Annotated in this window: 22 protein-coding genes; 18 read left to right on the forward strand and 4 right to left on the reverse strand. The window is 36.1% G+C overall.

Going from position 1 to position 23,184, the window contains the following annotated elements; genetic code table 11:
- Window positions 1-3: 3 nt before the first annotated feature.
- The 11 genes from ACPF63_RS03260 to ACPF63_RS03310 all read left to right on the forward strand — a co-directional run bounded on the left by ACPF63_RS03260 (window position 4) and on the right by ACPF63_RS03310 (window position 9,808).
- Window positions 4-1,047, forward strand: a complete 1,044-nt coding sequence (locus tag ACPF63_RS03260) for a hypothetical protein (RefSeq protein ID WP_426481968.1) — start codon at window positions 4-6, stop codon at window positions 1,045-1,047.
- Window positions 1,048-1,076: 29 nt separating this feature from the next.
- Window positions 1,077-1,565 (forward strand): DUF4280 domain-containing protein, encoded by a 489-nt coding sequence (locus tag ACPF63_RS03265; protein ID WP_077418171.1) that lies wholly within the window; start codon window positions 1,077-1,079, stop codon window positions 1,563-1,565.
- Window positions 1,566-1,576: 11 nt separating this feature from the next.
- Complete coding sequence (locus ACPF63_RS03270) at window positions 1,577-4,396, forward strand: OmpA family protein (RefSeq protein WP_426481969.1); 2,820 nt, start codon at window positions 1,577-1,579, stop codon at window positions 4,394-4,396.
- Window positions 4,397-4,400: 4 nt separating this feature from the next.
- A complete protein-coding gene (locus ACPF63_RS03275; RefSeq protein WP_426481970.1) occupies window positions 4,401-5,024 on the forward strand; it encodes a hypothetical protein in 624 nt (207 codons plus the stop codon).
- 11 nt (window positions 5,025-5,035) lie between these two features.
- Window positions 5,036-5,746 (forward strand): hypothetical protein, encoded by a 711-nt coding sequence (locus ACPF63_RS03280; RefSeq protein WP_426481971.1) that lies wholly within the window; start codon window positions 5,036-5,038, stop codon window positions 5,744-5,746.
- A gap of 8 nt (window positions 5,747-5,754) precedes the next feature.
- Complete coding sequence (locus tag ACPF63_RS03285; RefSeq protein ID WP_426481972.1) at window positions 5,755-6,546, forward strand: hypothetical protein; 792 nt, start codon at window positions 5,755-5,757, stop codon at window positions 6,544-6,546.
- Between the two features lie 62 nt (window positions 6,547-6,608).
- A complete protein-coding gene (locus ACPF63_RS03290) occupies window positions 6,609-7,388 on the forward strand; it encodes a hypothetical protein (protein ID WP_426481973.1) in 780 nt (259 codons plus the stop codon).
- A 2-nt stretch (window positions 7,389-7,390) separates the two neighbouring features.
- Window positions 7,391-7,951: a LemA family protein gene (locus ACPF63_RS03295; protein WP_426481974.1), complete on the forward strand. Its 561-nt coding sequence runs from the start codon at window positions 7,391-7,393 to the stop codon at window positions 7,949-7,951.
- Entirely contained in the window at window positions 7,917-8,312 is a 396-nt protein-coding gene (locus ACPF63_RS03300; protein WP_426481975.1) for a hypothetical protein, read from the forward strand. The genes ACPF63_RS03295 and ACPF63_RS03300 overlap by 35 nt, the downstream gene beginning before the upstream one ends.
- Window positions 8,312-8,986, forward strand: a complete 675-nt coding sequence (locus ACPF63_RS03305) for a hypothetical protein (protein ID WP_426481976.1) — start codon at window positions 8,312-8,314, stop codon at window positions 8,984-8,986. The genes ACPF63_RS03300 and ACPF63_RS03305 overlap by 1 nt, the downstream gene beginning before the upstream one ends.
- A 105-nt stretch (window positions 8,987-9,091) precedes the next feature.
- The gene (locus ACPF63_RS03310; protein WP_426481977.1) at window positions 9,092-9,808 is read left to right on the forward strand and encodes a hypothetical protein; all 717 of its coding nucleotides are present in this window, start codon (window positions 9,092-9,094) and stop codon (window positions 9,806-9,808) included.
- Window positions 9,809-9,986: 178 nt separating this feature from the next.
- On the opposite strand, the gene ACPF63_RS03315 is transcribed toward ACPF63_RS03310, so the two are convergent.
- The 3 genes from ACPF63_RS03315 to ACPF63_RS03325 form a co-directional block, all read right to left on the reverse strand.
- Window positions 9,987-11,777, reverse strand: coding sequence for an endonuclease (locus ACPF63_RS03315; protein WP_426481978.1), 1,791 nt, complete (start codon window positions 11,775-11,777; stop codon window positions 9,987-9,989).
- A 343-nt stretch (window positions 11,778-12,120) separates the two neighbouring features.
- Window positions 12,121-12,648 carry a DUF4136 domain-containing protein gene (locus tag ACPF63_RS03320; RefSeq protein WP_047387292.1) on the reverse strand — a complete coding sequence of 176 codons (528 nt, stop codon included), beginning with the start codon at window positions 12,646-12,648 and terminating at the stop codon, window positions 12,121-12,123.
- Between the two features lies 1 nt (window position 12,649).
- Entirely contained in the window at window positions 12,650-12,832 is a 183-nt protein-coding gene (locus tag ACPF63_RS03325) for a DUF5522 domain-containing protein (protein ID WP_034745671.1), read from the reverse strand.
- A gap of 40 nt (window positions 12,833-12,872) precedes the next feature.
- Here ACPF63_RS03325 and ACPF63_RS03330 point away from each other — a divergent pair, with 40 nt between their 5' ends.
- The 7 genes from ACPF63_RS03330 to ACPF63_RS03360 all read left to right on the forward strand — a co-directional run bounded on the left by ACPF63_RS03330 (window position 12,873) and on the right by ACPF63_RS03360 (window position 21,408).
- Window positions 12,873-13,199, forward strand: coding sequence for a hypothetical protein (locus ACPF63_RS03330; protein WP_426481979.1), 327 nt, complete (start codon window positions 12,873-12,875; stop codon window positions 13,197-13,199).
- Window positions 13,200-13,459: 260 nt separating this feature from the next.
- Window positions 13,460-14,368, forward strand: coding sequence for a 1-aminocyclopropane-1-carboxylate deaminase/D-cysteine desulfhydrase (locus tag ACPF63_RS03335; RefSeq protein WP_077418192.1), 909 nt, complete (start codon window positions 13,460-13,462; stop codon window positions 14,366-14,368).
- 15 nt (window positions 14,369-14,383) lie between these two features.
- Window positions 14,384-15,442, forward strand: a complete 1,059-nt coding sequence (locus ACPF63_RS03340; RefSeq protein ID WP_077418194.1) for a glucosaminidase domain-containing protein — start codon at window positions 14,384-14,386, stop codon at window positions 15,440-15,442.
- 74 nt (window positions 15,443-15,516) lie between these two features.
- Window positions 15,517-16,806: a glutamate-1-semialdehyde 2,1-aminomutase gene (gene hemL, locus ACPF63_RS03345; protein WP_077418196.1), complete on the forward strand. Its 1,290-nt coding sequence runs from the start codon at window positions 15,517-15,519 to the stop codon at window positions 16,804-16,806.
- An 814-nt stretch (window positions 16,807-17,620) separates the two neighbouring features.
- Entirely contained in the window at window positions 17,621-18,955 is a 1,335-nt protein-coding gene (locus ACPF63_RS03350; RefSeq protein ID WP_426481980.1) for an amidohydrolase, read from the forward strand.
- 287 nt (window positions 18,956-19,242) lie between these two features.
- The gene (locus ACPF63_RS03355; RefSeq protein WP_426481981.1) at window positions 19,243-20,088 is read left to right on the forward strand and encodes an AraC family transcriptional regulator; all 846 of its coding nucleotides are present in this window, start codon (window positions 19,243-19,245) and stop codon (window positions 20,086-20,088) included.
- Window positions 20,089-20,169: 81 nt separating this feature from the next.
- Entirely contained in the window at window positions 20,170-21,408 is a 1,239-nt protein-coding gene (locus ACPF63_RS03360) for an amidohydrolase (RefSeq protein ID WP_426481982.1), read from the forward strand.
- A gap of 363 nt (window positions 21,409-21,771) precedes the next feature.
- Here the strand turns inward: ACPF63_RS03360 and ACPF63_RS03365 are convergent, their stop codons facing one another.
- The gene (locus tag ACPF63_RS03365) at window positions 21,772-23,181 is read right to left on the reverse strand and encodes a hypothetical protein (RefSeq protein ID WP_426481983.1); all 1,410 of its coding nucleotides are present in this window, start codon (window positions 23,179-23,181) and stop codon (window positions 21,772-21,774) included.
- Window positions 23,182-23,184 lie beyond the last annotated feature (3 nt).

The raw sequence follows: 23,184 nt of genomic DNA on the forward strand, positions 1-23,184 counted from the left end.
TTTATGCAGAAATATAATATACATACCGTTCAGAAAGATGAAACTTTAAAAAGTATAGCCTCGCTGTACGGACTGGATAAAGATGCATTAAAACTCTTCCACAATAATCATTGCGATGTTAAGGATATGATCCTGATCAACCTTAACGGGCAGAAAGAACTTTTTATTCCGAGAACGGCAGTTGCAGATAAAAACAATTTGGTGAAATTCGGAAGAGGGAATAATCTCATTTTTCAGCCGGAAATTTCAGTACGGAAATACAGTGTTGTCATTACCATTGAAAAAGGAGATGATAAAAGCGAATTAAAATATGAAACCTCAGTTCGCTGGCTGAAAACAGAAAGAGGACACCACTTTTTTGAGATAGACAGAACATCTAATCTTTATCTCAATGAAGAAGAAGTCAATGAAATTGCAGATCTGCTGGCGTACAGAACCTCTGAGATTTTATACCCTTTACAGATCAGTACAAATGAACAGGGGAGATTTGAAGCAGTAGAAAATGCTGAGGTATTTATCAAAAGATGGCCGGCTGTAAAAAAAGAATTATATAAAGAATTTGAGGGCGAAACCGTAGACGAATACTGCGGAAAGATTGAAAAAGTAATCAGCCAGCCTGAAGCAATAGATCTTTACCTTAAAAATGATTATTTCATCCGGGCTTTGTTCTTTGGGATTTACCAACGTTTCGGAACGGATTATACGACAGAAATGACAGCAACTTTTCCGGTAGTGGACAATGCTATTGAACCCAAATACAAAATTAAGCTGCAAACAGATCCGATAAAAGGAGAAACAGGTCTGATTACTGTAGAAGGATCAGGGAAATTATATGAAGAAAGAGACATTGATGATTTTATAAGAAGATCACCTTTTTCATTGATTATAGAAGACGAACCTGTGATGAATGAACAAGGAACTTTCAGACTCATAAGCTATATGAAAGGAGAAACTTCACTTCCGGAATCTCTTTACCTGGAATGCAGTATCATGCTGCAGGAAGAAAAAAAGATTTCAGTATCAGTTTCAGGAATTGATAAAAACTAAATTACCATTTCACTAAAGATAAAATTAATATGGCAGAAAAACATATTGTAGTACAGGGCGCCATGTGCAAATGCCAGTTCGGGCAGGCTCCGGACAAGCTGAAAGTACTTACACACCAAAAAGAATATGCCAATGATAAAAGCGCTTCCAAAAAACTCATCGTTACCACGAAAGAAATAGGAGCAGCCACATTTGAAAAAAACACATTCGGAAACTGTACCAAAATGGGAGTTCCGCCGCCACCTTGCAAGATCATGGTTACAGAATGGCAGAAGTTTTATGATAAAGTACAGCTCAGCAATGGCGGATATATCATTGTAGAAGACAGCAAAGCCGTATGTGCTATTGCCGGAACTCCATGCATTGAGATTATAGACCACGGGCAGAGAGCAGAAGCCAGCCAGCAGAACTTTAAAAATGCAGATAAAGACGTCCAGCAGCAGATCAATCCGTTGGTGGATTCCGAAGAAATGTATAACGAACAGCCTTCGGGAGGAGGTCAGGATGGTGCAATCTAAATGATACAAAAATGGCAAAAGGCGTAAAGAAAATAAAAGTTGTAAGTGGGCTTTATTACCCTAAAATGTCTGTATTAGGACAGAGGGTTACGATAAAGCCGGATCAGTGGGTGCAGTTTGGAGTGGGCGAATGGTTACCAGGCACTACAGATGCAGACAAAAAGAAACCTCTCACCTGGATGAGGCAGAACAGCAGCAAAAAAATTATTATCAATCAGATAACCTCTGCTACCGGATATAAATTTTTAATTGGAAAACAGTTCTGTGGAAGCTATCAGTTTTATATTGAAGCCAGTCTGTCAGGAGTAAGAGACCCCAAAAATGATACAGGAATATATGTGAAAGGCTGGTGTGATCCCAAGATTGTAAGCAGCAAATGGTCTACACAGAAAAACAGCAAAAGTATTAAAAACAACAAAAAGACCGAGCATATTTCCTACGGACATATTGTGCACCTGAACCTGATGACAGAAGGACTGAACGGAAATACACTCAGTATTGAGCTATGGAACCAGCAGTCCGCAAAAAAAGATAAACTGGTACACACCTACAACAATGTACAGGTAATAGATGGTGAGGTAAATGTGAAAATGGAGAATACTTTTGCATGGATGGCTTATGTAGATAACATTCAGAACGTGGAAGAATTCTACGTTAAAGTAAAAGATACCGCATCAAAACAATACATCAAAGACAGGCTGGGTGATGATCTTCATGCCATCTATCTGAATGTAAAAAATAAAATAGTCACTACCAATACCAACGGAGCCCAGAATCAAACTCCAACCAAAGTCTATAAACCGGATGTAAACTCTGTAAGACTAGAGCCGTGTAAATTTGAAGTGATAAAGATTACTGAAAATGAAACAAAGGACGGAAAAGCCAACAATACAATTGCTACAGTTTTTAAAAACGGAGATGGTGTAAAACAGATAAAATCTGCTGCATTACAGGAGCATATTCAGAGAACGATTTTTTATAAATTTGATTCCACAGTCATTGATAAAGACGGAGTAGCAATTTTGAATAACGTTCTGAAATTCCTTCTGGAGCATAAAGATTCCACAATGAATCTTAGTGGCTATGCCTGCGTTATAGGAAAAGAAAATTATAACAGAGGACTTTCCCAAAGAAGGGCAGATGTTGTCAAAAAATTCTTTGCAGACGGAGGGTTGGATCCCAGAAGAATTATCTCAGTAGGAAAAGGAGAAGTAGATCCTACCGATGATAAAATGGGAAGGGATAATATTAAATATAAAAATGAGAAAGACTACGAAAACAACCGTAGAGTAGATATTTCATTTGTATTTAATGCCCATGATGCGCAAACGATAAACTATGCGGTGGTAGCACCTACTTCAGCTACAAAAAAAGAACTTATCATAGACGTCACAGGCTTTGACACCAACAGTTGCTTCAGAGATACGAAAAACAAACATAAAAAAGAAATTTATATTGTAGATGTAGGACAGGCAATAGATAAAGGAGATACAAAGAAAACCTTTCAGACTCCATCATTTCCTTATGAAGTGTATGCTCCACTGAGCAGATATAATTTTGGAGGAGGAGTCGGGTTTGATGCCCAATCAATGACTCTTATGCAGTATATTTGGCCCGCTTCTTCCAGTCCGAATCAGTTTCATATGCACGTGCATACCTGTAGATATTATAGCAATGAAAGACGAACTACCGTATTAATAAAAGCCTATCCTGATATCAAATGGAGATTTGCCTTTTTTATCAACCTAAGCAACAGCTTAAGTATAAAATGGCAAAAAATGACTCCTGAAAAACATAAAGAACTTCGAGGTAAAGCATTGAGCCTTGCCAATGAAGAAAAAGGAAAATATACAGACGTAGAATTCGGAGTAGAGCTTAAAGCCTCTTATGATAAACAAAAAGATGGCAGTTACTACTGTAAACCGGAACTTACTGTAAAATATAAGGATAAGATCAATAAACTCTTTTCTATCATTTCTTCCGTCAAAAAAATGTCCCAGGGAATTACATCACAGACAAAAGGTGTTGTATCCAAAGGAGTAGGAAGAAAGCTGCCATTTGATATAAGATTAAATGCACCCGCATTATATTTCGGTGCAGAGTGGGAAGCAGATGTCAATGAAGCACATTCTGATATAGGAACCAAGCTGATGCTTTTCATTGAAGCAAAACCTTTGGTGGAACTGGCTATTGTTTTTGACCTTTTAGCTCTGGTTGTTCAGGCAGGAGTGGCCGTAGCTACAGCCGGAACAGGAAATGTACTGGCTCTTGAAATCTTTAATATGATCAGAGAATGGGCAAGCAAAGGATATGAAACAGAACATGTGGTTATCAACTTTAAAATGTATATTGATCTTGAAGTAAAAGGAAAAGTAGACGGTGTAATAGACGGTTCATTCAGTACCGTTAAAGGGGATAAAGAAGTTAATTTTGATCTGAGCTCAAACATCACCGTAGAATTAAAATCAGGACTCGAGCTAAAAGGAATGTTTGTTGTTATTGGAACCACAAAAAAGCCGGAACTGGAAGGACATGTGGAAGGGAAATTAACTGCAGGTGCTACGATGGGAATTACTTCAGGACATAAATTAAAATATGATTCTACAGCCGGAATTTATTATATTCCAAGCTTAAGTATAGACCCGTGCGTAGGAACCGTAGTAGTCATGGTAAAAGCCGGATTTACCTATAAAAAAGTAAGCTCAGACTGGACTCCGGTGAACTATAACAGAACCCGTACATTTTTTGACGGATTTGATATTATGAAATATTTAGCAGAATTAGTAGGTTATGACAACAAAATATTGCTTTGGGAAAAAAAGAAAAACTAAAAATATGTTTCTACTTTTAATCATGTCTCTGTTTATATCATGCAGTACCGAAAAAGAAGACTTAGCTAATACTCTTTTTCCTTTGAAAAAAGAAAAGGTTTTAAGTGGACTTGACTATACAGAAAAGAAATCTGCATTAGATGAAAATCTTATCGCCTATCAGCTAAAAGATATGAATACTTTTAGCTTATATGGACAGTATTTTGCCAATGAAATTAAAAGTAATTCCGCAACGTATGCCGGGAAAAATTATCTTGAGCTTTTAGGAGATTCAAATGATATAAACGGTTATAAAATCCATCTGTATACCCGGAAGGACAGTGAAAAACTGGAAAAACTCCTCCTGAGAAAACTGGGAAAACCAGCTTTTGATAAAGGAAACGAAACAGAACGAAATATCATCTGGGAAACTTCCGGAAAGATATATATTCTGAATAATGGAAATGCCGAAATACAAGGCGAAAAAACAAAAGAATCGGATCTGTTGTGTTTAAATACTAACTTTACCACACTGATCATAAATGCTACCCAGACTACAAAATATTCTGAGTACTTGAAATTCAGGATAAAAAACAATAAGAAGGTAGAAAATTACCCTTATAGTGTATACAATAAAGAAGAAAATTAAATAAAAGTTGAATGAAAAAGATCGTTATATGCCAAATTGCTTTGAGCTTTGTTCTCATGAACTGTCAGGAAAAAGGAACAGACAAAGTTGTTTCCCAGACAGCGAATACTAATATAACCAGTAAACCAGTAAATAATACTCAGGGAAAAATGGATTTTAAAGATCTGAAATTCGGAACCAATGGAGAAGACCTGCTTAAAGGGATTGGATTAAGTGTTAATGACAACGCTTCAGGTGATTTCAATACCTCAGTGGATTATGTGGAATTCCAATTTCCAAAAGACAAAAATCTGAACCTCTCGTTATTTAATAATACCTTACAATCTGCTACCGATGACGTATCCGTTTTTTATTCAAAAAATGATAAAAAAGTCTGGTGCTATGAAATGGTACTGCAGAACAACCCGAATACGGATGCTATTCTGAGCGCCATTGAAAAAAAAGCAGGCCATAAAGCTGACTTCTCAGATAAAAAAGTAAACACAAAAGAAAGACCCATTTTCCTTGATGAAAACGGAGAATTCAAAACAGACCATATAGAAGAAACCATACAGGTTTGGGAAGATAAAGAAGCAAAAACAACCTTCTTCACCATCCACACCGTTAATCTTTCCAAGAAACCCAATGAAAATACATTAAAGATCTTTGCTTTAGATAAAACAAACCCGAAATACAAAGAATGGGTTTCTTACCGCAGTCTCGATATGTTTTACAATAAATAATAACAATAATGGCTAAAGAACCTTATTATACCATTGATTTTACTGCTGTTTATTGCCAATTTGAAATTTTGGTGAATGACATCCCTGTCATTGCCATGGAAACAGAAGGACAAATGTCTCCCAATGTACCTGTTAATTTCGGAATAAGCAGCTCCGGGGAACAGAAAATTGAGATTAAGCTCTTACCGGTTGCAGGAGAACAGCATATAGATTCAAGAACAGCATTTCAATATACGGTCAAATTATTTGATGTTTTTAATGATAAGTTTGTCCATGAAAAAGATTGCGGCAGTTTTCAGTTTTCAGAAAAAGAAACTGCAAAGAAGCAGCCCTCATTACATCATAAATCATCATTTCAGGCTGAAATTCCTTATGAAATGATGAAATGGGAACATAGCCGGGACCTGTTGTCAATTTCAAAAGATAATTCCTACCTTGGTACCAAACTGGATTCAGCATACAAAAAAATAAGTAGTCTTATCAGTTCAAAACAATATGAAGCTTACTTTGAAATGATCAGGAATCGTGAAAAAAATATGGCATCATCCATGTATTTAAGCGATGCGGATACAAAAGCAAGACTGAACAGCTTATTGGAAGATTTTAATAACGGCTTTAAAATGATGCCGCTGCCGGAAGACAGGATTTTAAAAATCTATGGTAATGGAAAACTGGCGACCTATAAAAAAATAAATGGAGAACCTGCATTTTTCCTTTATAAAGATCAAACAGGTGAAGAATTGATGCTAGAATTGATGTTTCATATTCCACAGGGAAAAGAAGAATTTGAAGTCATTTAGAAGCGGTAAAGTATTCTGGAATCATATTCAGTTATTTTACTATGGCTTTACAAAAAAGGATAATGGGAGTTAAAAAAGAAAGACCATATATTGTTTACAGTATTTTAGGAATAATAGCATTATGCTTTATTTATTTTATTCTATGGGTTATTTTCAAAGACAAAATGCCATTACATGAATATGCTTATGAAATTGCAAATAATTATGACAGCTATGCGGAAAAAGCTATCATTCTTATTCCTTTATTATTTTTTGTCTTCCTGTTTATCATTGTAATGAAGCCTAATGCTTCAAAACGTTTTCTACGTCTGCAGTCATCTCTTCCTACTTCAAAGATTCATTCTGTAGCCAAAGGAGTGGTAGAGATTGAAGGTAACCTGATCATGAAAAATCCATTATCTTCACCGGTGAAGAATGAAGAATGCATCGGATATTATTATACCATTGAAAATATTAGCAGAGACTCAGACGGTAAAGAAACATACAGCACCATTCACAGGGAAACCCAATGTAATGTTTTTCAGATGAAAGATGATACAGGAGTTATAGAAGTAGAACCTGAAGGGATAGAACTGGTTTTGCTGGGAGAAACCAATATAAGCAGTCACGGTGGCAAAAGATACAAAGAAACCCTTATAAAAGACGGTCAGAAAATGCTTCTGGTGGGATATGCTGATTCTAAAAACGGTACACCTTTCATTAGAAAAGACGACTATTATAAAGTTCTCGGAATTACTTCATCATCAGGAATCACGGTTTGGAACAAATATCAGCCATTGCTGAGGTCATTTATGTTTACCTGTTCCATCATCGTTTTAATAATTATTTATATACTTGTATAATAATGAATCAGACGGTCGCAATCATATTACTTATTCTGCTGGGAGTGGTTATCATCAGCTTCCTGATCAATCTTTATAACAAGTTGGTCATGCTCAAATTTAATGTCGAAAAAGCCTATGGCAATATTGATGTTGTACTGAAACAGCGTGCAGATGAAATTCCCAACCTGGTAACTGTTGCCAAACACTTTATGAATTATGAAGAAAAGCTTCTTGCACGCCTTACAGAGCTGAGAACTTTTTATAATAACAGTACAGACGCAGATAAAAGAACCGAGCTGGCCAATGAAACCTCAAAAGCTCTTTCATCATTCTTTGCTGTATCGGAAAACTATCCTGAACTGAAATCTAATAATAATTTTCTTGAACTGCAGAAAAGGATTTCCGAGTTGGAAAACAAAATAGCAGACAGAAGAGAGTTTTTTAATGATAGCGTTAACCTTTATAACATCGGAATTCATGAATTTCCCAATGTTATACTGGCGAAAATGTTAGGATATAAAGACAAGACTTTACTGGAGGTAACCAATGCCGAGAAACATTATGATGGGGTTCAGTTTTAACACCTTCTTCGGACTGGAGGACAGAATTACAGATTATCCTGAAGTTGTTATCTTCGGGGCGATGTTCGTACCTTTGTTATTATTGATCCCCGTTGCCCTGATAGGCTGGATATTCCGGAAACTAAAACTCAATATGTACATCATTCATGTATTGCTGTATACATTGCTTTTTACTTTTATATTTGGAGCGATCACCATATTTGTACTTTTCTTTATTACAGACAAAAATGGAGTGAAATTAGTATATTGCTGGCTTACGGTCTTTACCGGAATGTTCATTTTCAGTTTAATCAATGCCAATACCATTACTAAAATGTTTACCGATTGGTCTAAAATAATTAAATACAAACAGAATCAGTAATGTTGGAAAAAGCATTTAATATGATGAGAAAATCTAAAGCTCTGATATTGATTTTTATAGTATTGATTAATATCTGTTGTGGAAATAAATCATTTGACCTTTCATCAGTTTCATTAGGCGATGATGCCAAAAAATATGACTTTGAAAATAAAGATTTATTTATGAAAGATGCAGCAAAAGCAGATATCATTCAATACTATGCTGATGAAAACAAAGGAATAACGTATGGAAATATACCCTTAGACAATACGATGGGTACAAGAATTACGGTATACAAAGAAAAAGTAGGAGCAGTAGACACCAATGCTGCCGAAAAATATTCTCTGGAATTTGTAGAAAGAATAGTAAAAAAACATGGAAATCCTACAGCTTCTATCACTGATAAAGCAACCGTAGATGCCAAACTTGTAAAACCTATTTTTGAGAAACTGAAAAAACTTTCTCCCGAAAAAGTTTCATGGAATCCAAATGAGAAAAATTCATTTACTTATCCAACCTCTTTCTTCTGGGATGATGGAAAAAATTATTCCATACTAAGTATCTCCATTGAAGATGATGGGAAAATAAGAAATAAATACATTTCTGTGACTAAAGATGCTTACCGTAATAATGCAGTTTTTGGATTAAAATATCCCACACCTCCGGCTTCTCCGTGGTATAAGTATATGAATTAAAAATAAGCCTTTAAAAGGATGAAGAAATAAAAAAAACAGATTCCGGATACTTGAATCCACTTTTTTCTGTTTTATTATTGAGAACTGTATACTAACACTAACATTATGAAAGGATTGAAATATATAGTACTGTCAATGATCTGTTGGGGACTTGCTTCATGCGGCCATCAGAAAAATAAAGAAACTGAAGCTTTGGTTGAAACACAGGGAAGTACGCAGACAGAACCCTTTAATCTTGCCAAAATTACTGTAGGTCAGAATATTAATGAAATTTTAAAATCTGCCGGAGCAACAGCCAAAGAAGCCGTACGTAGCAGTGAAGTTACCCTCATCGGAAATGAAAAACTGGCTTTTTCATCAAAAGAACTATTGCACTTCAACGGAATAGATCTGGAAGGGAAGAATAATAAAAATACCAATAAAGTAATTTTACACTTCGGAAAGGTTGATCAGGAAATAGGTCCTCTTGCCAATGAAAAAGAAGATGAATTGGGAATGTATCAGCTTGATATTTATACAGAGCAGGAAAAAACTGCACTTCTGGATAATCTGAACAAAACACTTCAGAAACCCAGCTTTGATACCATACGTGAAGGTTTTGAATCAGAAGTTAGAGATAATGAAATCATCCAGACGCATAACAAACTCAGACAGGAAGTAGCAATCTGGAGAAACAAAGATATACTCTATTACTACTGCGAAACCAAAATAGATAACAGACCGGATGAATACCGCTGCAATCTCTTTGTATTTAAAAATAAAGAATGGAAAGACCTTCTGAAAGGATCGGGATATCCGGATCTGGATAAAATCTCTCTATAACATTCGCTTAGTCAAATCAGCTTGCTGATCCTTCTTTGCTCTTTAAAAATAAAACATTAAAAAATAAAATCTCTGCGTTAAAAAAAACGATCAAATAAAAAAAACTGTTGAGTTTTAAACAACAAAAAATGCCGGTCTTTTTAGACCGGCATTTTTTGTATTTAAATAAGTATTTGAATTATTTTACCAAAAACTGCATCGTAACCTGATCCAGTTTCAGAATATAAACTCCCTGACCAAGATTTATGGTTCTGATAGAATTTCCATTTCTGAAAGGTTGGTCAATCGTCTGAAGAGCTTTCCCCTGCAGGGTATAAATCTCAGCTTTTCTTACCTTCTGAAGATCTCCTTTTACAAAAATCTCCTGGTTGGTAATAGGATTAGGAGAGATTTTAAAACTGTTAGAAGTTGTTTCTACAGCCGTATTTTGAGCCATTCTTGCACTTGATCCGGAATAGCATGTCCATGCAAGATCATCAATAGCCACTCTGTTACTTGTTGAATTATTAACCAGGCTTACCACTACATTCCCGGAAAGGTTGATATTGTTGATAGTAGTAGTTGTAGATGAAGTACTGTAAGGAACAGTTCCTACGGTTGTTCCGTTTACTTTTACATCAAAAGTTCCATTTGTTCCTGAGAATTTAAGCTGTGTAGTTACTGTTAAAGAACCAATACCGTTTGCTGAACTGCCAGAAGTTAAAGAACCGCTTCTTACTGTAATAGCTTTATTGTTAAGAGTCTGATCAGTTCTTGCATCCGTTGCAGTCCATGAGATTCCACCATTGCTCCATGTTCTGGTTGTATAGGTAGAATTGGCTGCAGGAATTGTTTCAAAAGTTTCATTGGCACAGTTGGTTCCTGGAGTAGTACCTCCTGAATTGGTAGTACCGGAAACCGTTGAGCTGTTTGATGACGAATTTCCTGCTGCATCCTTCGCTACAACATAGAAGCTGTAAGTAGTAGAAGGAGTCAGTCCTGAAATAGTCGTTGAGGTTGAGCTTACCGTAGTTTTCAGATTTCCATCCATATAAACGTTATAAGCTGTTACACCTACGTTATCTGTAGAGGCATTCCAGGCAAGAGAAATACTGCTGGAAGTTTTCCCTGAAACAGTAAGCCCTGTTGTTGTGGTTGGAGCCTGAGTATCACCTGAAGGCTGTTGAGAACCCCAGATAAGGTTTACATAATTCGGATTGTCAATAAATGGATTTCTGTTACCCTGGAAAGTATAAGATGCATTATTTCTTTTGATCTCAGCCTGGGAAACGGGATCCTGATTGTGCCAAGCCAGAAGAACATTCAGTTCCCATGTCTGCAGTCCCGGGAATGTAGAACTTCCTAACATGTTTCCTGAGGAAAAAGAAGAAAGTTTACTCTGATAACGGGTTACAAAATAGAAAATCATACGGGCCACATCTCCTTTAAACTCATCAATCGGCTCAAAAACTGTCCCCGAATATCCTGAAGAAGCTGACGTTCCAAGCTTTGAACCATTCTGTGAAGTAAAAGAAGCACTTCCTACCTTTCCGAAAGGATAATTACTTCTCATTCCGTTTACTTTTCCATCTGTAGCTCTGATGAAATTAACGTCAGAAACCATTGGTGAAGCTTCATTAAAGAGACTTTGAGGAACAATATGCTCTCTGTTATAGCAATTTCCTTCCGTAGAATATGTTCCACACTGGTTGGTCCCCGGAGTATACTTATAAGGATCTGTGCCTGAAGGTTTTTCAGAGTAAATATCAAGAATAGAACCGTCATTCTCATAATCCTTATCAATATCAGTAGTTTTATACGCAGTCCATAGTCCACTGTAACCTTTGTCCATATGTCCGTTGGTGATAATACTGCTTAATTCAGTTTTCAATGCTGCGCCACTCAGTCCGTTGGCAGAATTGTAGTATCCTGCAGGAGCCTGAGCGTAGGCAAGTCCTGCAAATAGAGAAAATAAAATAACTTTTTTCATATAATATTAAGTTTAAGCAAGAATAACACATTTTTGTGAATAAAAAATTAAGTGAGCGTTAATTTTAAATGTACAGCATGTTAGTAATGATGAATTATAAGTTATAAATTATTTTTCTATTAATAAGTGATTGTCTTTTAGTTCAATAGGAGTGGGCTTTAGCCCGCTTATCAAAATCAATATTCATTTGGCTTCAGCCAAAACTTAAAACTTAATAATCCGACTCATAAAAATACACAAAAATTGATTTGTGAAAATCTGTTTTATCTATGGAAAAACGGAATAATTACTTATAAAAAAAGCCAGTACAAAAGTACTGGCTTATATAATGGATGACTTAATTTTATTTTCTTTGTGGCGGATAATTTTTCATAATCTCAGCCATGATTTCCGGAATCTGTCTTTGTTTCGCCTTTGGAGAATCTACAGAAATTCCACTTCCGATACCCTGCCAAACCAATTTGTTGGTTTTTGAATCAATAAGGTCTACGATCAGTGCGCCTTCATTATAATTTGAAGTCCATGTTCTGCTCATTCCAACACCCCATCCGAATGGTCCACCCCATCCCCACATACCGTAAGGTGAAGAAGAATTGATATCTGTAACCTTTTTATGATTCGCTTTTACGTTGATAATCAGATCAGGATTTTCTCCGGATTGAAGCCCTTTGCTCTGAAGCTGTTTAGACAGTTCATTCAGGACTCTGTCTTTATCAATATCATTCAATTTTAGATCATCAATTCTTATTTTATACGTTTTGAAAGAATTGAAATTGGCGGTTTCAGCATAATCTGAACGTACCTGAAAAGGGCTACAAGAAGTTAAACCTAATGTAGCAGATGCCAACAAAATAAAAATATATTTTTTCATTTTATTTATTTTTTTTATCATTTTTAATGAATGTATCAGTCTTTTTATCGTACCCGTAAGGACAGTGTCTGCAGCCGCTTTTACAGCAATGACCTCTTTTCAGATGGAATTTTTCTGTAAAAACCTTGTACCCCTGTTCATTATAGTAGAAGTCTTCACCTTCTTTGATGTCATAATGGGCCATAAGTTAAATGCTAGTCAAAAAACTTTTTATATTTGTTACTATGATAATTGTATGCCAAAAGCCTTTAAAAAAATTAAAAATTAATGGCATTGCTCTCTTTCCCTTTATCTTCATTAGGAAACCCGAAGATAAGGAAAATAATGTATTGATCAATCACGAAAAAATCCATTTACGCCAACAATTGGAAATGCTCATTATTTTCTTCTATATTTTTTATGTCATTGAATACTATTACTGGTTTTTTAAGCTCAAAGACGGTTATCTGGCTTACAGAAGAATATCATTTGAAAGAGAAGCTTATGCCAATGAAAAGAACCTGAATTATCTCAAAAAAAGAAAATTCTGGAACTTCCGGAAATATCTGTAGAATTATGAATTATTTTGAAAAAGTATTCACATCTCTACTTATTCAATAGAAGTGGGTTAATATCCTGAGCGTAGACCGTTTATCAAATAAACTCAAATTCATCCGGCTTTAGCCAAAACCTAAAAAAATATCAAAATAATCATCTGTGAAAATCCGTGGTGAAAAATAAGTAAACAAAACTTTATACAAAGAGAAAATCTCTACAACACTAAATCTTTTCCTACTTTTGCAAACAGTAAACCTTGAGTAGTAAAACTGAAATGCTATTACAACTTCCCACAGAACCTGTTTCCATTCAGGAAATTCCCATTCATAAAAACGTAAAACTTTTCATTAAAAGGGAAGACCAGATTCATCCGCTGATTTCAGGCAATAAATACTGGAAACTATTTTATAATGTGAACCACTATCTGGAAAAAAATCCGGATAAACCCTATATTATTACTTTTGGCGGAGCTTTTTCCAACCATATCGCCGCGGTCTCAGCAGTAGGGAATCTGGCGGGGATTCCAACATTGGGAATCATCAGAGGTGAAGAGCTGCAGCATAAGTGGCGTGATAACCCTACTTTACTTTTTGCCAAAAGAAATGGAATGAACCTGAAATTTGTCACCCGTGAAGAATACCGTCATAAAGAAAAACTGACAGAATTCCTTCATCAGGAGTTTCCCGATGCCCTGATAGTACCTGAAGGAGGTACCAATGAAGAGGCTGTGGAAGGGGTGAAAATGATGCTCAATGAACAAACAAAAGATTTTGACTATCTTTGCACCGCAGTTGGAACCGGAGGAACCATTGCAGGAATTTCAAAATTTAGTGAAGACAATCAGAAAGTTATAGGATTTAAAGTTGTAGATGATGCTTCACTGGAAAATAAAATTTTTGAATTAACTTTGAGACAGAATTTTAATCTAATAGATTCATGTTTTGGAGGTTATGGTAAAATAAATGATGGAAACATCCGTTTTATCAATGATTTCAAAGAGAAGTATGGTATTCCTTTAGAACCGATATATACAGGAAAAATGATGGAGAAAGTTTTTGAACTGATTGAAGATGATTATTTTCCTGAAAACAGCAGCATTTTGTGCTTTCACACTGGTGGTTTACAGGGGATTGAAGGAGCTAATCTGCTTTTAGAAAAACAGAACAGAAATTTAATTATATAAGTAAAATTGAAAAACATGAAAAGACTTTTCCTATCCATAAGCCTTTTAGTTTTATCAAAATTTTCTGCCCAGGCTTGGGCAACCGAAGATCAGTATATTCAGAAGTTTGCTAAATATGCCGTAGAAGAAATGGAAAAATATAAAATTCCTGCTTCTATTACCCTTGCCCAGGGATTATTGGAAACCGGGGGCGGGCAAAGCAGATTGGCACAGGAAGGTAAAAACCACTTCGGTATAAAATGTAAAGAAGACTGGACCGGTAGAACGATGAAACATACCGATGATGCACCCAATGAATGCTTCCGTGTATATGACGATCCAAGACAGTCTTATGAAGACCATTCTATATTTTTATCCACTAGAAAATATTACGCAAACCTTTTCAAATTGGATATGAGAGATTACAGAGCGTGGGCAACCGGTTTAAAAAAAGCGGGTTATGCTACCAATCCACGTTATGCTTCAATTCTTATTACCAAAATTGAAAAGTACAAGCTATATGAATTCGACAATACCAGTTCTAATGAGGTATTGTATGCCGTACTTAAAATGTATCCGGATCTGAAGGACGACAGAACTTTCATGGCACAGCTGGAACCCTCAAAAGCGGTTAAAAAAGCTAAAGACCCGGTTACTGTAGAAGTTCCTTATAAACAGACTTCTTACGCACAACAGCAAAAAAGAGTGGAAAGAATCAAAACGAAAGCTGAAATTCTTAATTCCATCCTTATCAAAAGCCATCCGAATGACGGCCTGAAATATATCGTAATTCCTGAAGATACTGATGTGAAATTCATCGCCAATAAATTCAAAGTCAGCGAAAGCAGACTGATAAAGTGGAATGAACTGGAAGGTGAAATCTTAAAGAAAAATGATATTGTTTTTCTGGAATCAAAAAATTCTACAGGAAATACAGCTACTTATAAAGCAGAATCCGGAGAAGATATGCATGATATCGCTCAGAAATTCGGAATCAAATTAAATAAATTGTATGCTAAAAACAGAATGGATGAAGGACAGCAACCATCTGCAGGACAGCTTATTTATTTAATAGACAAAAAACCACGAAACTAATTTAATTTTTTGTTGAGCGTTTACCGTTGACAGTTACATGCCAACCAGCAACTGCCAACAGCAACTAAGTATATATGAAGTATCAAAGAAGTTCGGCTTTGTTTGATGAAGCCTACAAATACATTCCGGGAGGAGTAAACTCTCCGGTGAGAGCATTCAAATCCGTAGGAGGTGTTCCTGTTTTTATGAAATCGGCAAAAGGAGCTTACCTTACCGATGCAGATGACAATACTTACATCGATTATATCAATTCATGGGGCCCGGCCATTTTGGGACATACCCATCCTGAAGTACTGGAAGAACTTAAAATCCAGGCAGAGAAAGGATTCTCTTTCGGAGCGCCTACAGAACTGGAAACGGAAATTGCAAAATTTATTATTGATAACGTTCCGAATATTGACCAGATCAGAATGGTTTCTTCAGGAACAGAAGCATGTATGAGTGCAGTAAGACTGGCAAGAGGTTATACAGGAAGAGATAAGATCGTAAAATTTGAAGGCTGTTATCACGGACATTCAGATTCATTTCTGATCAAAGCAGGAAGTGGTGCGGCAACTTTCGGAAATCCAAATTCTCCGGGAGTAACAGCAGGTACTGCTAAAGATACATTACTTGCCCGTTATAACGATTTTGAACAGGTAGAAGATCTATTCCGTCACAATCAGGGAGAAATTGCAGCGGTAATTATAGAGCCGGTTGCAGGAAATATGGGGTGTGTACTGCCGGAAAACAATTTCTTACAAAATCTGAGAAAGATCTGTGATGAAAACGGAGCTTTATTAATTTTTGATGAGGTAATGACCGGTTTCAGACTGGCTTTCGGAGGAGCTCAGGAGCTTTTCAATGTTAAAGCAGACCTTGTGACTTACGGAAAAGTAATCGGTGGAGGTCTTCCGGTAGGAGCTTTCGCAGGAAGAAACGAAATTATGGATCACCTGGCTCCAAAAGGAGGAGTATACCAGGCAGGAACATTAAGTGGAAACCCTTTAGCAATGAGAGCGGGATTAAAAACCCTTCAGCTTATTAAAAATGATCCTGAATTTTTCAACAGATTATACAAGACAACAGAAACATTAGATTTTGAAATCGGAAAAATTCTGAATGAAAAAGGAATTGCTCATAAAATCAACAGAAAAGGTTCTATGATGTCGGTATTCTTCCATATCAACAGAGTTTCTAACTTTGATGAAGCACAGGAAGCTAACCATTCATTGTTTAATAACTTCTTCCACCAGATGCTTCAGAATGGAGTGTATCTGCCGCCAAGTGGTTATGAAACGTATTTCATCAGTGATGCAATCAAGGATAAAGAAATTGATATGACACTGGAAGCTGTAAGAAAATTTGAATATTCAAATAAATAATAATAAGACCGGATTTTAAATCCGGTTTTTTTATGTACAGAAAATTGATTTCATTAGTTTGGAATTACAAAATGTTCAACGCAACGTTTGTCATTCCATAGGAGTCTCGGCAACGTAAAACAGCATTATTTAGATTCTTACAGAATGACAAAGATGCTGTCAATACTTTCCGGATAAATAAAAAGTACTCATTACATCTGATAAAAATATCCGCAATCTTTGTCACTCCGTAGGAGTCTCAGTAATGTAGATATTATGATATAGATTCCTACGGAATGACAAGGTTACTGGTAAACATTTTTATAAATTGTAAGTAATTTTTACGTCTAAAAATATCCGCAAAGTTTGTCATTCCATAGGAGTCTCGGCAACGTAAAACAGCATCATTTAGATTCTTACAGAATGACAAAGATGCTGTCAATACTTTCCGGATAAATAAAAAGTACTCATTACATCTGATAAAAATATCCGCAATCTTTGTCACTCCGTAGGAGTCTCAGTAATGTAGATATTATGATATAGATTCCTACGGAATGACAAGGTTACTGGTAAACATTTTTATAAATTGTAAGTAATTTTTATGTCTAAAAATATCCGCAAAGTTTGTCACTCCGTAGGAGTCTTAGTAATGTGGGTATTATGATATATGTTCCTAAAGAATAACAGCGTTATGGATAAAGTTGTTTATTGCTGTAATGAATAACAAGGTATTTAAAAAACAATCAGAACAAAGCATAAATCATACAGATTTTGTAATAAACGATACACTTTGTTCACCAGACTTCTTTTTAATTTTGTCATAAATAGATTGGAAATGAAGACTTCTGACAATACCATCTCCCGCAAAGACTTTATCCGAAATTCAGCTTTGGCTGTAGTGGGATTAACTTTAGTACCTAATATCATGACTGCATCACCTTTCCTTGATGGAAATAACAGCTCGGCAAAAGGGAAAATGATTCTGAAAAATGTCCGTCTGGAAACAGGTTTTGAATATCAGGATGGAGAAGTGGCTTCTACCAAAACAGATCTGTTCTATATAGAAGTTGAAAACGGAAAAATTATAAAGATTGCTCCGAACCAGCCTAATGCTAAAGCGACAGATGCAAAAGGACTATTGATGCTTCCTGCATTCAAGGATATGCATATTCACCTTGATAAAACCTTTTATGGAGATCAATGGCAGGCCGTTAGAAAAAGAACCGGAGGGATCAAAGGAATGATAGAGCTGGAGCAGAAAATGCTTCCGGAGATGCTGAAGAATTCAACCTTCAAGGCAGAGAAACTGATCGAATTATTACAGTCAAAAGGAACTTCCTATGCGAGAAGCCATGTGAATATTGAACCCACTTCCAAACTGCAGTCATTAAAAAATCTGCAGAAAGCTTTAGAAAATAAAAAGAAGTGTTTTGGAGCTGAGCTGGTAGCCTTTCCGCAGCATGGCGTGTTCTATACAGATTCTGTACCTTATCTGAAAGAAGCAGCAAAGATGGATATTGACTTTATTGGTGGTGTAGACCCTTTCAACATTGATGGTGATATTGAAAAAGTGGTAGACTTTACCGTTCAGCTTGCTTTGGACAATAAAAAAGGAATCGATATTCACCTGCATGAAACCGGTGATTCCGGATTGAAAACTGTAGAATATCTTATTAAAAAAGTAAATGAAAACCCTTCTCTGAAAGGGAAAACCTATTTAAGCCATTGTTTTATTCTGGCTAAACTAGAAGCTGCAAAACAGGAAGAAATCGCTGAAAAATTAGGTGAGGCACAGATCGGAATTGTTTCTACAATCCCTTTCGGAAGGCTGATCATGCCAATACCAACGCTTTACAAACATAATGTAACCGTTCTGACAGGAAATGACAGCATCATAGACCATTGGAATACTTTCGGAACGGGAAGTGTGCTTCAGAAAGCCAACTTAATGGCTCAACTGTATGGATATTCAACAGAGTTTTTATTGTCAAGAAGTTTAAAACTGGCCACGGGAAATATTCTTCCGCTGGATGACAAAGGAACTCAGCAATGGCCAAAATCAGGTGATAAAGCAGACTTTGTTCTGATGAATGCAAGCTGTTCTGCAGAAGCTGTATCAAGAATTTCAGAAGTTGAATCATTGGTGCATGATGGAAATGTTGTCTTTTAAACTTTTTTGAACTTAAATGAAAAGTAAAAAAGTCTTGTAGATAAGATTTGAACAATATAATTGCTTATAAATTTATATATATGATTTAGTTGTGTTTTTTTAACCACAAAGGGTATAAAAGTTTTACTAAAGGAAAGCCTGGGAATATATTATTGATTTTCGGAAATAGTCACTGAATGCAGATAGAAACTGAAGTAGGAGTGGTGTATGTAAAGCTTTTGTCCCTTTTGTGGTTATTTTAGTTTTTTCTCACAAATTTTAGTAATTTTAGGAGAAAATCAGGCAGAGTGGGCTATCATACGGATCATTTTCCAATTTTAGGAATTCAGGAATTTAGTGAGAATCAGCTGAAGGGCTGTAATCTGCTGTTTAATGAACTTTATGGGGCACGTTCCATTGATGATCCCCATAAGCATGATTTTTTTATCATCAATCTTTTTGAGCATGGAGTCGGTTCACATACTATTGATTTTACAGAATATCCGGTAAAAGACCATCAGATCCACCTTGTTTTTCCGGATCAGGTACATCAATGGGTGATTGAAAAAGAAACCATCGGTTATCAGCTGATGATCAGCCGGGACTGGTTTGAAAGTTTCCTGCCGTCATTAAGGTTTTCTGCCTCTTATTATCAGAACCATCCGGTTATCAATCTTTCCCCGGAAATTTTTAAAACTTTTCTATATGAATTTCAATCTATCCAGAAAGAACTGAGTGGTGAAAAAGTATTTTGGGAGCTTATTCAAAAAAGGAGTGAGCTGATTGGGCTGTTGGTAAGTAAATCTGTGGAAGGAGCTTTCAAAGACTTTGAAGTCTATAACTCAAATCCTATTATTTCAAAATTTCTCCATCTTATTGATGAACATTTTAAAACAGAAAGATCAGTTTCTTTTTATGCGGATAAACTGAATATTTCGGCCAACTACCTGAATATTGTCTGCAAGAAAAATCTTAATGCTTCGGCTTCATCTCTCATTCAGGACCGTATTTTACTGGAAGCCAAAAGACTTTTAAAAGTTTCTGAAATGTCAGTAAAAGACATTGTGTATGATCTCGGTTTCTACGATCATGCAAGTTTTTCCAAATTCTTTAAAGCACAGACGGGAATGACACCTTCCCAATTCAAAGAATAATCTGTACAAAACAAGACATAATTGATACACCTGTTTTACCCTGAAGTAGGGCTAATTTTGTATTGTTAAAATCTTAGAATCATGCAATTTCCCTATCAATTAACTGCAAAAGAAAAATATTCCCTTAAAAATGTCCGCCTGGAAACAGGTTTTGAATACGAAAATGAAGAGGTAACCGGAACAAAAACTGATCTTTTCAGTATTGAAATTGAAGATGGAAAAATAAAAACAGTAACAGCAAATGATCCCGCTTCAGAAGCAATAGATGCTAAAGGATATCTGATGCTTCCGGCGTTCAGAGATATGCACATCCATCTGGATAAAACATTGTACGGTCTTCCATGGCAGGCTCTTTCTCCTAAGAGAAGAACAGTGAAAGATATGATTGCTTATGAGCAGGAAATCATTCCTGAACTATTGAAAACTTCTGTAAGCAGAGCAGAACAGCTGATCAGTCTGCAGCAGCATTATGGAACTCATTTCGTAAGAACTCATTTCAATATTGATACTACTTCGGGACTGAAATCTCTGGAGCATCTTGAGCAGGCTCTTGAAAATAAAAAGGATTCTTTCAAAGCAGAATTAGTTGCTTTTCCGCAACATGGAGTTTACTATACAGATACGGTTCCTTTGATGAAAGAAGCAGCACAGCTTAAAAGTGTAGGATTTATCGGTGGATTGGATCCTTTAAGTATTGACGGAAGCATAGAAAAAGTAATGGATTTTACCGTTGAGCTGGCTTTAGATCACCACAAAGGAATTGATATTCACCTGCATGAAGTAGGAGAGTCTGGAATGAAAACAATCAATTACCTGATTGATAAAGCAATTGAAAATCCGGCACTGCAGGGGAAAACATTTGTAAGTCATGCATTTGCCCTGGCTCATCTTTCACCAAAAGAAACAGAGCAGATTGCAGAAAAACTGGCTGAAGGAAAAGTGGGAATCGCTTCTTCAGTACCTTTTAAAGGAACGGTAATGCCGATTCCAACCCTGAAAAAATATGGGGTCAATGTATTGATCGGAAATGATAATGTACAGGATTACTGGAGTACTTTTGGTTCGGGAAGTATGCTCCAGAAAGCGAATCTCATTGCTGAGTTATATGGTTATGCTACAGAATATGCATTATCAAGAGCTTTGCAGTTTGCCACTCAAAGTATTCTTCCATTGGATGAGAAAGGAAAACAGCAATGGCCTAAAGCTGGTGATGAAGCTGCCATTGTTCTGGCAGATGCTTCGTGTTCTGCAGAAGCTGTTTCCAGAATGTCTGAAATAAAAGCCCTGATGAATGACGGGAATTTATTTTGGAGAAATTAATTGAAATATATATTTTTATACACTTGTTTTTTGTGAATGTCATCGGGAGTTTCCTGGTGGCTTTTTTATTGAATGATAAATTATAAATTATGAGTTATGGGTTTCGGGTCTTTTCTCTATCAATAGAATATATTTCCCTGGTTTTAGCCAAAATTTTTTAACAAACCCTTATAAAAATCTACTGTTAAACAAAAATAACAACTGTTCAAATTGCCATTTTCTGTTTTTTACAATATGAACACCTCTTAATATTGATTTCAGCGGACCGTCATAATACCTGATGATAACAATTAAAAAAAAGCCCTCGGAAAAATACTTCCGAAGGCCTTCTATTTGAAATTAAATCTAAGTACTTATGTATTATTATAAGTTGAAGTTTGTCCATCCTGCGTACCAAGTATCTGTAGCATCTTTTACAGCACCTTTATAAGTTACCTGTGTAAACCAAGTAGCTAATTTAGGGTTAGTAAATGCACCTCCTGTTAATAATGGAGAACCTGCGCTAGGCGTAAAGTTTGGTGTAGTTCCTGCAGGAGCCCATGCACCGGCAAGTTTTACATCAGCAGTAGAAGCAAGGATTGTATTTCCTTTAGCATTAAACCAAGTTGTAAGATCGTTCAATGTATACGTTGTCGGAGTAGAAGTAGATGGTCCGAATTTTAAAGGAGTTTGCATTCCTGCTAAAACGTTATTTTCAAAGAATAATTTGTTACCTACAATATTGTTATCTGTTGGAGCACCTTTTGTAGCATCGATGAATAAACCAACAGGGAATCCTGTAAATACAGAGTTGAATACAGAGATAGAAGAGTTTCTTCTGATCTGTAATGCATTCTGGAATAACGCGTTGATTGATCCTGGCGCTGCAGAGTTGATTGGCCCGATAATCGTCATGTTAGAGAATGTAGCTGATGTCTGAGGTGTCAAAGTAGAACCGTTAGCATCATTATCAGATTCAAATGCGTTAGAACCGGAAACGTCCGCTACCTGAGAATCTCTTACTGCGATACCAAACTGTACTTTTCCTGAGAAACCATTATCCGTATCGAAATCATCATCAAGACCTTTGTAAGAAATAAGGTGAGAACAGTTTACCGTTCCTCCGAACCATTCAAAACTGTCATCATTAGCATAAGCAACTTCTACATAATCTACTGTAGTTCCGCTACCTACACCACCAAATGTAAGTCCGTTGACCTCTTTGTCCGGTAAGAATGCATATCCTGCATATTCTATTCTTACATATTTTAATATACCACTGTTGTCAGCAGCATTGTTTCCACCGTAAAGTCCAAGACCTTCAGAATTGTTGATTCCTCCTTCAATCTCTCCAACTCCGTTTGCCCCACCGAAAGAAGCATTAGTAGGAGCATTACCTAAAATTACTACACCTGCCCAGTCTCCTCTTTTAGGACTTGGTTTTTCAGAAGTGAAGATAATTGGGTTGGCAGCAGTTCCTTCTGCCATGATTTTACTTCCTTTTGTAATGATCAAAGCTCCGTTTTTATCAGCTTCACCTACAATCTTTGTACCTGGCTCGATAGTTAAAGTAGCTCCGTTAGTTACATATACTAGTCCTCTTAGCTTATAGATTTTATTTGCTTTAAGCGTAAGGCTGGAAGTGATCTTTCCTGAAAGAATAAGGTTTTCAGTTTCTCCGTTTCCATTACCTCCATTTTGAATAATGGTAGGTCCATCTTCTTCTATATTTCTACATGCGGTAGTTGATACTAGAGCGCCAAGCATTAAAGAATATAAAACGAACTTTTTCATGTT

Origin of the sequence: Chryseobacterium sp. R2ACT005, assembly GCF_049949215.1 — a bacterium.
Classification (GTDB): domain Bacteria; phylum Bacteroidota; class Bacteroidia; order Flavobacteriales; family Weeksellaceae; genus Chryseobacterium.

Coding starts and splice junctions, on each gene's coding strand:
- ACPF63_RS03290 (WP_426481973.1), top strand. CDS start 6,609: ATGGGAGTTAAAAAAGAAAGACCATATATTGTTTACAGTATTTTAGGA.
- ACPF63_RS03285 (WP_426481972.1), top strand. CDS start 5,755: ATGGCTAAAGAACCTTATTATACCATTGATTTTACTGCTGTTTATTGC.
- hemL (WP_077418196.1), top strand. CDS start 15,517: ATGAAGTATCAAAGAAGTTCGGCTTTGTTTGATGAAGCCTACAAATAC.
- ACPF63_RS03270 (WP_426481969.1), top strand. CDS start 1,577: ATGGCAAAAGGCGTAAAGAAAATAAAAGTTGTAAGTGGGCTTTATTAC.
- ACPF63_RS03335 (WP_077418192.1), top strand. CDS start 13,460: ATGCTATTACAACTTCCCACAGAACCTGTTTCCATTCAGGAAATTCCC.
- ACPF63_RS03275 (WP_426481970.1), top strand. CDS start 4,401: ATGTTTCTACTTTTAATCATGTCTCTGTTTATATCATGCAGTACCGAA.
- ACPF63_RS03295 (WP_426481974.1), top strand. CDS start 7,391: ATGAATCAGACGGTCGCAATCATATTACTTATTCTGCTGGGAGTGGTT.
- ACPF63_RS03260 (WP_426481968.1), top strand. CDS start 4: ATGCAGAAATATAATATACATACCGTTCAGAAAGATGAAACTTTAAAA.
- ACPF63_RS03280 (WP_426481971.1), top strand. CDS start 5,036: ATGAAAAAGATCGTTATATGCCAAATTGCTTTGAGCTTTGTTCTCATG.
- ACPF63_RS03340 (WP_077418194.1), top strand. CDS start 14,384: ATGAAAAGACTTTTCCTATCCATAAGCCTTTTAGTTTTATCAAAATTT.
- ACPF63_RS03330 (WP_426481979.1), top strand. CDS start 12,873: ATGATAATTGTATGCCAAAAGCCTTTAAAAAAATTAAAAATTAATGGC.
- ACPF63_RS03310 (WP_426481977.1), top strand. CDS start 9,092: ATGAAAGGATTGAAATATATAGTACTGTCAATGATCTGTTGGGGACTT.
- ACPF63_RS03320 (WP_047387292.1), bottom strand. CDS start 12,648: ATGAAAAAATATATTTTTATTTTGTTGGCATCTGCTACATTAGGTTTA.
- ACPF63_RS03265 (WP_077418171.1), top strand. CDS start 1,077: ATGGCAGAAAAACATATTGTAGTACAGGGCGCCATGTGCAAATGCCAG.
- ACPF63_RS03300 (WP_426481975.1), top strand. CDS start 7,917: ATGCCGAGAAACATTATGATGGGGTTCAGTTTTAACACCTTCTTCGGA.
- ACPF63_RS03305 (WP_426481976.1), top strand. CDS start 8,312: ATGTTGGAAAAAGCATTTAATATGATGAGAAAATCTAAAGCTCTGATA.
- ACPF63_RS03315 (WP_426481978.1), bottom strand. CDS start 11,777: ATGAAAAAAGTTATTTTATTTTCTCTATTTGCAGGACTTGCCTACGCT.
- ACPF63_RS03350 (WP_426481980.1), top strand. CDS start 17,621: ATGAAGACTTCTGACAATACCATCTCCCGCAAAGACTTTATCCGAAAT.
- ACPF63_RS03365 (WP_426481983.1), bottom strand. CDS start 23,181: ATGAAAAAGTTCGTTTTATATTCTTTAATGCTTGGCGCTCTAGTATCA.
- ACPF63_RS03325 (WP_034745671.1), bottom strand. CDS start 12,832: ATGGCCCATTATGACATCAAAGAAGGTGAAGACTTCTACTATAATGAA.
- ACPF63_RS03360 (WP_426481982.1), top strand. CDS start 20,170: ATGCAATTTCCCTATCAATTAACTGCAAAAGAAAAATATTCCCTTAAA.